Raw genomic sequence first — 12334 nt, 5'->3', positions numbered from 1 at the left:
TTGCTCAAAGACCGATATATTCGGATGAACATATCGAAAGTATTCAATCAATAACGCAGTCTACTCCCCAAGTCATCATCTGCAAAGAGGGCCATTCCCACTGACGCTTATTGGTAAATCAAGGGACCCTAATCTGGATTGGTTCTAAGAATGGTTCTAAGCTTCGAACAAAGTATGACCTGCGATGTTTGCCTGTTGAGGAGGTTTTTATGGCTGTAAATTTGATGATCAACGGTAAGGCGACCGAGGTCGACGCCGATCCGCAGACCCCGCTGCTGTGGGTCTTGCGTGACCATCTGGGGATGACCGGAACCAAGTTCGGCTGCGGCATTGCCCAATGCGGCGCCTGTACCGTGCATATCGACGGCGTGGCGACGCGCTCCTGCCAGTTTCCGCTGGAAGCCGCCGAGGGCGTCAAGATCACCACGATCGAGGGCCTGAGCCCCGATTCCAGCCATCCGCTGCAGAAGCTGTGGGTGGAATTCAACGTGCCGCAATGCGGCTATTGCCAGTCGGGCATGCTGATGGCAGCGGCGGCGCTGCTGGAGGAAATCCCCAACCCGACGGACGAGGATATCGACCAGTACGTGTCCAATATCTGCCGGTGCGGCACCTATACGCGCGTCCGGGCGGCCATCCACAAGGCCGCCGACATGATGAAAGCTTGAGGGTGCGATCATGAACGAGATCAAGACGACGCGGCGCAATTTTATCATCTCTTCGCTGGCTTTGGGCGGCGCCCTGGTTATCGGCACGCGCGCCCAGGCAGCCACGGTCGATGTCAGTCCATGGGACCTGCCCAATACGACGGGCAGCGCTGAATTCACCCCCTGGCTGACCATCAATGCCGATGGCAGCGTCATCGTACGCGCTACGGCGGTGGATATCGGCAACGGCACGCTCACCCAGATTGCCGCTTATATCAAGGAAGAGCTCGATCCGGTCTGGGACCAGATCAAGCCGCAATACGCCTCCACCAATCGCGACTATCTGGAGGAGAATGTCTATTCGGGCCCCAAGGTCGGCGGTGCTTTGGCCTATTTCAGCGGCCGTTCGACCGGTCCGGCGCGCATGGACACGTATCTGCAGGTTGCAGCCAGTGCGCGTGAGCGGCTCAGGGCTGCTGCTGCTGCTGCTTGGAGCGTTCCGGCTAGTGAAATCACCATCACCGAAGGCATGCTGAAGCATGCTTCGGGCAAGTCGGGTGGCTTCGGCGAGTTCGTAACGGCCGCCGCCGCCATTCAGCTGGCCGAGGAGCCCAAGCCCAAGGACCGTTCGCAATGGGTGTTTCTGGGCAAGAAACACCCGGGCAAGGTGCAGCTTCCCGAGATCGTCAATGGCAGCCTGATCTATGGCGTCGACGTCATTCAGCCCAATATGGTCTATGCCGCATTGCGCCAGTCGCCGGTGATGGGCGGCACGCTCAAAAGCTTTGACGCCGATGCGGTCAAGTCCATGCCGGGCGTGCTGGCCGTGGTTGCGGTCAAGCCGGGTGACAATGTTCCCACCGATCTCAAGCCGCCATTCCCGTTTGGCGTGTCGACGGCCCAGCATGCAGTGGCGGTGATCGCCGAGCATTATTGGCAGGCGCGCACGGCGCTCGATGCGCTGCCGGTAGAGTGGGATGACGGCCCGGGCGCGCAGTGGAAAACCACCCAGCAGATGAACGACGCGGCCATCGCGGCGCTCGACAAGCCGGGCGAGAAGGTGGAAGTCAGCACCGGCGATTTCGAGGGGGTGTTCAAGGCCGCCAAGAAGACCGTCGAGGGGACTTATCTGACTCCCTATTGCGAGCAGGCACCGATGGAGCCGCTCAACGGCACGGCCATGGTCACGCCCGAGCGGGTGGATTTCTGGCATCCGTCGCAGCATTCGCAGATGGCCTATATGGTGGCGGCCGACGAGACCGGGGTTAAGCCCGAAAACGTGTTCTTCCACCAGACCTTCGTGGGTGGCGGGTTCGGGCGGCGCGTGTTCTCCGACGATGCGCGCATGGTTGTCGCGGTCGCCAAGCACTTCCCCGGCCGACCAGTGCATGTGATCTGGTCACGTGAGGAGGCTACGCGTCAGGGGCGTTATCGTCCGTTGATGGCTGGGCGTCTGTGGGCGGCGCTGGGCGATGATGGATATCCGACGGCGCTGCAGGGCCGGGTTTCGGGTGGTCCGGGCTTCTTCGTCTCGGGCATCAACGATACCGCCATCACCTCGATGCTGCCCAATGTGCAGATCGAGTCGCAGACGGTTCCGTTCCATATCCTGACCGGCCCGTATCGCGGTCCCGGCTACAATTCCAACGCCTTCTTCGTCGAGACTTTCCTCGATGAATGCGCGGTGGCGGCGGGCATCGATCCGATGGAATACCGGCTGAATATTTTCGGCAAATGGGCCGATATCGGCTGGGCCAAGTGCCTCAACGAGGTCAAGGCCAAGTCCGGTTGGGGTGAGGCTTTGCCCAAGGGGCAGGGCCGTGGCGTGGCCATCGCCAATTGGGGCATGGGCGGCAAGGCCGACGCCGGCACGACGGTGGCGACGGTCGCCAAGGTCGAGGTTAGCAAGGAAGGCGTGCTCAAGATTTTGCAGATCGACCTGGCCTTCGATACCGGCCGCATCGTCAACGAGGACGCGGTGCGCACCGAGCTTGAGGGCGGCACCATGTTCGGGCTGAACATGGCGGTCAATGAAGGGCTGAACATCAAGGACGGCCAGATCGTCGAGGGCAATTTCGACGAATATCCGATGCTGCGCATGGCCGACATGCCGGCGCAGATCAACGTACATTTCGGCGGCCTCAGCGATAATCCGCGTTTCAACGAAATCGGCGAGCCGCCGGCGGGCGTGATCGGGCCGGCAGTGGGCAATGCCATCTTCGCGGCGACCGGCAAGCGCATTCGCCAGATGCCGTTCCGGACGCAGGACATGAGCTGGTCCTAAGCTTGCGATAGATGCCGGCGGCCTGGGCGGCCGCCGGTTTGGTTTTCATCACGGCGAAGGGGATACCGTGAAAATCCTGCGTATTATCGGCATTATTATTGTCGTCGGCATCGTGCTGTTTGTGGGCCTGGCGTTCCTGCTCAACCAGCGGCCGTCCAGCCCGTTCGATGGGGTCGCGGCGGTTACCGCGCCGCAATATCCGGTTGAAGAGGCCAGCTACGTGGCTCGGCTGGCCGATTGCGTGGCCTGCCATTCGCTGCCAGGGGAGGCGCCGTTCGCCGGGGGCCTGCCGATGGGCAGCCCGCTGGGCGTGATGTATGCGACCAATATCACCCCCGACAAGGCAACCGGCATCGGCAATTACACGCTGGCCGATTTCGACAATGCGGTGCGTCGTGGCGTCGCCAAGGATGGGCATCGCCTCTATCCGTCAATGCCTTATCCTTCCTATTCCAAGATGACCGACGAGGACATCAAGAAGCTCTACGATTACTTCATGTTCGCCGTGGAGCCGGTGGCCAAGCCGAACCAGGAAACCGGCATTCCGTTCCCTCTCAACATGCGCTGGCCGCTGGCGTTCTGGAACGTCGTTTTCGCGCCGACCAAGGTTTATGAGAATAAGCCGGAGCAAAGCGCGGAATGGAACCGTGGTGCGTACCTCGTGCAGGGCGCAGGCCATTGCGGCAGTTGCCATACCGAACGTGGTCTGGCGATCCAGGAAGTGGCGCTGGACGAGAGCAGCGATGCGTATCTGTCAGGCGCTTTGCTCGATGGCTGGCATGCCTCCAACCTGCGCGGCAATCAGGCGACGGGCCTGGGGCGCTGGAGCGAGGACGATATCGTGCAACTGCTCAAGACCGGCCGCAACAAGCATGCCACCGTGTTCGGCACCATGCTGGAGGCGTTCAACAACAGCACGCAGTTCATGACCGATGAGGATCTCAAGTCCATCGCGGTTTATCTGAAATCGCTGCCGCCGCGCGGGGCCGATCCGCAGTGGACCTATGACGATGCCACCAAGGTGGCGTTTGCTGGCAATGACATGACGGCGCCGGGCTCGTCGCTGTACCTAACGCAGTGTTCGAACTGTCATGGACGCGACGGGCTGGGACGTGGCGCCTTGCAGCCGCCACTGGCGGGCAACCCGACGGTGATCGGGCAGAATGCGGAGTCGATCATCAATATCCTGCTCAACGGGGCTGGGCGCATGGTGGTGGACGGGGTTCCGGACTCCTACCGCATGACCCCGTTCCGGGTGTTGCTGCGCGACGATCAGATCGCCGAGATCGCCACCTTCATTCGCTCGAGCTGGGGGAATGATGCGCCGGCGGTGACGGCGGCGGAGGTCGCCAAGCTGCGTGAGGATACCGATCCCACCAGCGACCACGTGATTGTTCTCAATATGCGGTAATTGGCAGCGTGGCGGGTGGCGGCACAGCGGCCGCTTCGCTTCCCCACCCGGCGGGTGGGGGAGTTACGGCTGTGAACGCCGGCTACCCTACCCGTGCACGAGGCCGGCCTTGAGCCGGGCGAGGCCGGCCAAAGCGGCGGGTAATTTCACGTCGTCATAGGCGCTGCGGACGGCGTCGATCATGGCGGCTTCTGCCTGTCCGTCCAGCAGTGCGGAGAGCTGTTTCAGCATGGGATCGGCGGCATCGTCACCGCGGGCGACCAGCGGCTCGACGGTGGCGATCAGGGCGAGGGCGGTCTCGCGCTCGACGCCCGAATGGGGCTGGGCGTCGAGCGCCAGCTTGGTGCCAATCGTGTCGAGCACGGCTTGCAGATGCCGGCGGAATTCCAGCGCCAGCGTGTCGATATCGCGGTCGCCGTCGCGGGCCGCCTGTTCCAGTTCTGTAGCGGCAGCCGTGAGCTGGCGTGCCTCCAGCGCGGCGGCGGTGGTCTTGACCAGTTGGGCCAGCGCTTCGGTTTCGGGCAGGTCGTCGGTGCCGATAAGATTGCCCAGCTTGGCGGGGATATCGGCGAAGTCGCGCACGAAGCCGCGCATCAGGCGCTCGAGGCGGTCCGCATCGCCGTGGAGGCGGCGCAGGGCGGTGTCGAAATCGGGCGCCACCACGGAGGCGACCGGCTTGGTGCCGGCGAAGATATCGGCCAGGACGCGATAGAGCCGCGTCTCCTCGACCGGCTTGACGATGTGGGCGGTCATGCCGGCCCCGCGCCCGGTATCGCGGTCTTCGAGACCGTCTTCGCCCGTCAGCGCGATGATGGGCAGGCGCGTCCAGGCCGGATTGCGGCGGATGCGGCGCGTGACTTCGCGCCCGGCCATGTCGGACAACGCCATATCCATCAGCACGGCGTCATAGGCGCGGCGGGCCAGCCGCTCGAGCGCCTCGCTGCCGCTGGCGGCGGTGTCGACCGTGACCCCGGCCAATTCCAGGAGGTCGGTGATGGCCTCGCGGGTCGGGGTATTGTCGTCCACCAGCAGCACGCGCCGGTCGGTCAGGGCAGCCTTGTCCTGGGCGGCGGCGGTGTCGGCCGGTTGCAGGCCATTGCGGGCGCCCGTGCCGGCCGGCGAGAAAATATCCGCCATGACGTCGAGCATCATGGATTGTGTCACCGGCTTGACCAGGAGGCCCTGCAGGCCAAGCTGATCGACCCGGCGCAACACGTCCTCACGGCCATAGCCGGTCGCCATCAGGACGACGGGGAGATTTTTCAGCGCCACGTCGGCGCGCAGGCGGCGGGCCAGTTCGAGCCCGTCCATGCCGGCCATGCGCCAGTCGATCAGCGCGAGATCGAAGGGCTCGGCCCCCTCGGCCGCTGTGTTCAGGGCGGTGAGGGCATCACTGCCCGAGGCCACGGTCTGCGGGGTCATGCCCAACTCATCCAGCATGTCCGACAGGATGGTGCGGGCACTGGCATTGTCGTCGACGATGAGGACGTGGCGATTGCTCAGCGCCAAAGCGGGAGACGCGATGGCTTCGTCCACCGGGCGCAGAGCGATGGTGAAACGGAAAGTGGTATCGCGCCCCGGCTGGCTTTGGACGTCCATCGTGCCGCCCATCTGTTCCACCAGCCGCTTGCAGACGCTCAGGCCCAGCCCGCTGCCGCCATGGCGCGGTGAGCTGCGCGACGCGGCCTGCTCGAACGGGCGGAACAGGCTGGCGATCTGGTTGGCATCGAGCTCGATGCCGGTGTCGCGGATGCTGAACTCCAGCAGCGGGGTTCCACCATCACCGAGCAGGCGATCCACCGAGACCACGACTTCCCCGGTTTCAGTGAACTTGACGGCATTGGCGACGAGGTTGACCAACACTTGGGACAGCCGCTGTTGATCGCCCTTCAGGCTGCGCGGCACGTCGGCGTCGACCGCAAAGGCGAGCTCGAGGCCCTTTTCCTCGGCCCTTGGCGCGGTGGCGGCGGATACGGTATCCAGCACCGCCTCAAGGGTGAATGCGCTATCGTCCAGCTCCAGCCGTCCGGACTCGATCCTGGAAAAATCCAGCACGTCGCTGACGATCGCCTGCAGGCTCCTGGCGGCGGTGTCGATCTTGTCGAGGTAGTTCCGCTGCTTGGGCGCCAGTTCGGTCTGCAGCGCCAGCCGGGTCATGCCGACCACGGTGTTCATCGGCGTGCGGACTTCGTGGCTCATGGTGGCCAGCAGGTCGTCCTTGGCCTGTTCCATGGCGACCATCTTCTGCTCGGCCTGCCGCAGCGCGTCGCTCGATTGGCGTTCCGTAGCGATGTCGCGCAACACGCCATCCCAGCCGGTGGTGCCGTCCGGGCGAATATGGGGCACCGCGCGGCTATGCAGCCAGACGGTGGTACCATCGGGCCGCACGATATTGAAGCGGCAGTCGAACACCTCGCCGGACTGCCGTGCGCGCTCGAATTCGGCCAAGTAGAAGCGGCGCTCGGATTTGACCATGGTCTTGGGGAAGGCATCGCGATCGGCCATCAAGGTTTCGGCGGATACGCCGATCAGGGCCTCGATGCCGGCACTGGCATCGGTCAGCATGAAATGAGCGTCCGTCCATTCGAAACTGTAGATCGCGCCGAGCGGCAGGGCCTGCGCCAGGGCCGCGACGCGCGCACTGGCCTCTTCGCGTTCCGACATGTCCTGCAACGTGCCGACGACCCCGATAATGACACCCCCGGCGTCGCGCTCGGCATGGCCGCGCACGCTGGCGAGGAAACTGGTGCCGTCAGGCCGCAGATATTGCACATCCAGCGCATAGGGCTTGCCGGTCTTGAGGCAATGCTGGACCGCGTTAGTGGCGCCATCCTGGGATTGCGGCGAGAGCAATTGTTCGAGGTCCGCCTGGGTCAGCGCCGGCGCGTCGGGGTCGCTGTCATTGAGCTCATAGAGCATGTCGGAGGCGAAAAACTGCTGGGTGGCGCGGTCGAAGCGCCAATTGGCCAGCCGTACCAGCTTTTCGGTGTCGTGCAGCGCCGCCTTGGTGCGGTTGAGCGCCTCATTGGCGCGTTGCGCCTCGGTCACGTCCAGCACGAAGCCGCGCAACCGCTTGGGCAATAACGCACTGGCCTCGCTCAGGTGCACGGTGCAGGAGACCCAGCGGATTTCTCCGGTTGGGCGCACGACGCGGAATTCCAGCTCCCGCGGCTCCTGGATGCGCTGTGCCATGGCCTTGAAATCGAGCAGGTGGCGGTCCTTGGAATGCACCCGACTGTGGAACGCATTGGCGCCGGTCAAGCTGCCGGCCTTGACGCCGAAGATGGCGCAGAGGCTGGCGTCGCCCTGCAGCGTGCTGGTATCGATATTGAATTCCCAAATGCCCAGCCCGCTGGTTCCGGCGGCGAGTTGCAGGCGTTCGCGGACGTCCTTGATGACGCCCTCGGCCTCGAGCAGTGCCACACGGCCCTGGCGCAGTGCCGCATCGGTCATGTGGCTATCGGTGACGTCGACCATCACGCCGACGGTGCGCGCCGGCGCGCCATCCAGCACCCGCGCCGAGGAGCGGACCCAGCGGGTCTCGCCATCGGCCCGCATCAGGCGGAAAACCACGCTGGACGCTGCGCCGCCGGCATCCTCGGTCAGCCCGAGCAGGTTGGCATCGGTGATGCGCGCCTTGTCGTCGGGGTGGATGAGGCGTTTGAAATCATCGAGGGAGGCGAGCGGCTCGGCGCCGTCGAGCCCGAGCAGGCGATACCAGCCAGCATCGCCCAGCAGCAGGTCGGCGCCGATTTCATAGTCCCAGGCGCCATAGTCGACTATGTCGGCGGCCAAGAGGCCGATTTCGCGTTGGCGCCGGCTTTCGCCCGCCATCCGGGTGCGCTCGGCCAGGACGGCGATGTTGCGCAGATGGTCATCGATATTGTCGCGAACCTGGGTTGCCAGCCGCCGGTGCAGCGAGGTGAACGGCCGCAGTTCTGCCGTCAGAACCTCGATGACCCCGAATAGGGTGCCGTTCGGCCAGGTGATGGGTAGGCCCAGATAGTCCTTGATGCCTTGGGCGGCCTCGGAACTGCCCGACCATTGAGGGCTGGCGACGTCCAGCGTCGAGCGCTCCCGCACCACGTCCTGATACAGCAGCCGCGAGCCCTTGACGGCCACCCGCATGCCTTCGCCGGGCAGGGGTGATCCGTAGGCGATGATGACCTCGGCTTCGTTGCCCGACAGGCTCCAGATACGCCCGTCGCACATGCCCATGGTTTCGGCCAGCGTGCCGAGCATGCCGCGCCAGCGCGCCCGCGTGGCGGCGTCGACCGGCGGCATGGCCTGTGCGTCGCGTTCAGCACTGCTCCACTGTTGCATGCTCCGCTGGCCCTCTCCATTGAGTGGCTGTTGGTGGGCAATCGTGTGTCCGCCATCGCGCGGACGAAGAATCAATACTTCTGCTGGTGTGCCGGCTTTGGGTGTAGAGGGCGATATCGCGTTATCTTGCATCATTGGATGGACGGGGTCAGGGCGCTGTTCCGCGAGAATCGCAGGCGATCAGGCGGTCTATTGAGTCATAGTCCGGGGTTCCGCCAGCGAAGACAAGCCGCCCCCACCCAAGCATTTCCGCTTGTACACCTCAAAAAACGCAAATATTGCAAGAGCAGCATTTGTTCGGAATGGACAGGTTGAGTGAATGGCCCCGACGCGGCGTGCAAACCAGGCAGATATAGCTGAGCGGCTGGGCGTGTCGGTCAGCACGGTCTCGCGGGCGCTCGCCAACGAGATCGGCATCAGCCCGGCGGTGCGGCGCGACGTGCAGCGGATGGCGCGCACCATTGGTTATAAAAGCAAGCATGCGGTTGGGATCACCGCTGACAAGCGGGCCGTGGCCCTGGTTCCGCTGGGCAGCGCCACCAGCGGGCTGTCGGGGTTCTATTTCGGTATCCTGGAAGGCATGAAGACGGCGGCGGCCGACGCCGGCATGATGCTGGACGTGCGGCTGGTCAATGAGTCGGTGGTGACGCTCGACCTGATCAAGCGCCAGATCGCGCAGGCCGATGCCAATGGCGTGCTGCTGGCCGGGATTGACGCCTGGGACGGGCTGGCCGCCTGGTGCGCCGAGGCCAATGTGCCGGTGGTGCTGGTCAATGGCAGCGATCCGCAGATGCGGGTCAGTTCGGTGGCGCCGGCCAATTTTTACGGCGCATTCCTCGCGACGCGGCGCCTGCTGGACGCGGGGCATCGGCGCATTTTGCACTATACGCACCAATATCGGCCCACAATTTTGCAGCGGCAGCGCGGCTTCGAGGCAGCTATTGCGGCAACGCCGGGAGCGGTGGGCAGTATCGTCAACACGGCGGAGCGGGCGACCGCGGACCTGTTGGCCGACATCCTGGCCGGCAAGCACGATGTGACGGCGCTGTTCAGTTGGAACGACATCGCGGCCGTGGAAATGCTGGAGGGTCTTTATGGCAGCGACAGTTCACTACCGGCCAATTTCTCGATCATCGGGTTTGACGACTTGCCAATCGCCGGCATGGCGACCCCGCGGCTGAGCACGGTCCGCGTCGACCGGGAGGCCATCGGGCGGGGCGCGGTGCGATTGCTGGCCCAGCATATGGAAGGCGAGGCGGCGGTGCAGCAGCTTGAGGTTGGGGTGTCGATCGTGGCGGGGGAGACGGTGTTTCCGGTTTAGAGGACTATCCTCGCCGAAAGCTGAACTCTGCCTGGGCTGTCAAATACACTCGATGCCACCGCGGCGTAGGGCGGGGCCCATCTCAAGATCAATCGTCACGCCGCCAGCTCGAGTACCCTCACAACCACCTTGCGGGTAGGGGGCCAAATCGAGATGGGCCCGGTCTGCGCCGGGGTGACATCGCGAACGTGGAGACGGTGATTTCCGCTCAATATTCCGATCAAAAATTCCGCCTTCCGAATCTCTCTTTATCGCGTCGCCATTCCCATCCACACCCTATCCTCCTGACTCCTCAACGCAAATCATGCAAATTTGCGTAAATTGCGTGATTTGCGCAAAATACTTGCGAAAGCGCAAATTGGCGGCTAACTTGCTCGGCGTGCCACAAGGCGCCGGGCCGGGGAACAGACGGCCACGAGGGAGAGGATTTCCATGATGAACAGCCGACTTTGGCCACGCGCATATGCCGGCCGCGTCGTTACCGGCGCACTCACCGCCGTTCTGATGCTGAGCACCGTAGCGCTGGGCCAGCAACAATCGCCGATACTCGATCCATTGGTCGCGGACGGCACGCTGCCGCCGGTCGCCGAACGCCTGCCCACCAATCCGCTGGTGGTGACACCGGTGGAAAGCGTCGGCAAATATGGCGGCACCTGGCATTCGGGGCTGCGCGGTGGCGGCGACAATGCCTGGATCGCCCGCACGATCGCCTATGATGGCCTAGTCCGCTATGACCGCGACTGGAACAAGGTCATCCCCAACCTGGCCGAAAGCTGGGAGATCAGCGAGGACGCCAAGACCTATACCTTCCACCTGCGCGCCGGGCTCAAGTGGAACAACGGCAAGCCCTTCACCAGCGCCGACATCGCCTTCGCGGTCGACCTGCTGCATGAGGCGACCTATGCGGGCGGCGGCGGTTTCGTGAAAAACCCGCAGAACCCCGTCACTATCGAAGTGGTGGACGACACCACGTTCAAATTCGTCTTCGAAAAGCCCAATGGCGTGCTGCTCGACGAATTGGCCAGCGTCAACGGCCTGACCATCGTGTCGCTGAGCAAAGATTATTGCGGGCAGTTCTATCCCAAGACCAATCCGAACGCCGCGGCTGATGCCAAGGCCGCTGGGTTCGACACCTGGGAGCTCTATATGCAGGACCGCTGCTCCTGGGCGACTGAAACCATCCGCTGGGCCAATCCCGAATTGCCCTTCATGAATGCGTGGATGGTCAAGGAGCCGCTCAAGGGCGACAGCGCCCGCGTCACCTTCGAGCGCAATCCCTACTATTGGAAGGTCGATACCGCGGGTAACCAGTTGCCCTACATCGACACGCTCGAAATGCGCGTTTCGGACTCGCTCGAAGAGCTGACGCTGATGGCGCTCAATGGCGAGATCGATTTCCAGGATCGCCACATCAACACCATCATCAACCAGCCGATCTTTTTCGACGGGCAGGAAGCGGGCGGCTATCACTTGGGCACGGAAGTGTCCTCGTTCTCCAATTCCATGGTGCTACAGTTCAACCTGAACCATCCCGATCCGGCGCGCCGGGCCATTTTCGGCAACAAGGATTTCCGCATCGGCATTTCCGAGGCTATCGACCGCCAGGAAATCGTCGACGTGGCCTTTACCGGCCAGGGCACGCCATCGCAGGTGGCGCCGCGTCCCGAATCCCCGTTCTATGACGAAGAGATGAGCACGCAATATACCGCGCTCGATCTCGAGGACGCTGCCAAGCGCTTCGAGGCGGCTGGGCTCGGGGCCAAGAATGCCGATGGCTTTTATACCATGCCCGACGGCTCGCCTTTGGTGGTTACTGTGGACACCATCGCCGCGCTGCATCCGGAATGGGTGGATATGCTCGAAATGATGCAATTGCAGCTCGCTGCGGCAGGCATCAAGCTCGAGATCAACAGCATCGACCGCACGCTCTATTACGACAAGCGGCCGACTGGCGATTATGACGCCCAGATATGGACTGGCGACGGTGGCCTCGAGGTCATGCAGGAGCCGCGCTACTACTTCCCCTACAGCCCCGAAAGCGTTTGGGCCTTCCGCTGGCAGGCCTGGTATAACGGCACCACGCCCGACATCGCCGAAGAGCCGGCCGATTGGGCCAAGAAGCAGATGGACCTCTATACCCAGCTGCGGGCCGAGGGCGACGCCGCCAAGCGCAGCGAGCTGATGAAGCAGATCCTGGCGATCGCCAAGGAGAACTTCCCTGTCATCGGCATCAACCTGCCTGGCGACGGCTACTACCTGGCCAAGAACAATCTGCACAATATTCCGGACACGCTGAAGCAGGCTTACCTGTTCCCGTCGCCGGCACCCTATGATCCGTTCCAGTGGTA

At 63.5% G+C, this 12334-nt stretch carries 6 protein-coding genes; 5 read left to right on the top strand and 1 reads right to left on the bottom strand.

Annotated features, from left to right (window positions below; all coding sequences use genetic code 11):
* The first annotated feature begins 209 nt into the window (after positions 1-209).
* The 3 genes from JWP26_RS06515 (at position 210) to JWP26_RS06505 (ending at position 4342) form a co-directional block, all read left to right on the top strand.
* Complete coding sequence (locus JWP26_RS06515; protein WP_299724900.1) at positions 210-668, top strand: (2Fe-2S)-binding protein; 459 nt, start codon at positions 210-212, stop codon at positions 666-668.
* Between the two features lie 10 nt (positions 669-678).
* Entirely contained in the window at positions 679-2931 is a 2253-nt protein-coding gene (locus tag JWP26_RS06510; RefSeq protein ID WP_299724898.1) for a molybdopterin cofactor-binding domain-containing protein, read from the top strand.
* Positions 2932-2998: 67 nt separating this feature from the next.
* On the top strand, positions 2999-4342 hold the full coding sequence (locus JWP26_RS06505; RefSeq protein ID WP_299724896.1) for a cytochrome c: 1344 nt from the start codon (positions 2999-3001) through the stop codon (positions 4340-4342).
* A gap of 87 nt (positions 4343-4429) precedes the next feature.
* Here the strand turns inward: JWP26_RS06505 and JWP26_RS06500 are convergent, their stop codons facing one another.
* On the bottom strand, positions 4430-8665 hold the full coding sequence (locus JWP26_RS06500; RefSeq protein WP_299724894.1) for a response regulator: 4236 nt from the start codon (positions 8663-8665) through the stop codon (positions 4430-4432).
* Between the two features lie 319 nt (positions 8666-8984).
* On the opposite strand from JWP26_RS06500, the gene JWP26_RS06495 reads away from it, so the two are divergent.
* Together JWP26_RS06495 and JWP26_RS06490 are read left to right on the top strand one after the other, a co-directional pair.
* The gene (locus JWP26_RS06495; RefSeq protein WP_299724892.1) at positions 8985-9986 is read left to right on the top strand and encodes a LacI family DNA-binding transcriptional regulator; all 1002 of its coding nucleotides are present in this window, start codon (positions 8985-8987) and stop codon (positions 9984-9986) included.
* Between the two features lie 435 nt (positions 9987-10421).
* The coding region (locus JWP26_RS06490) for an ABC transporter substrate-binding protein (RefSeq protein WP_299724890.1) at positions 10422-12334 on the top strand (1913 nt) is incomplete at its 3' end.

This window comes from Devosia sp., from assembly GCF_028290435.1.
Classification (GTDB): Bacteria; Pseudomonadota; Alphaproteobacteria; order Rhizobiales; family Devosiaceae; genus Devosia.
This window is presented reverse-complemented; position numbering and strand designations above follow the sequence as displayed.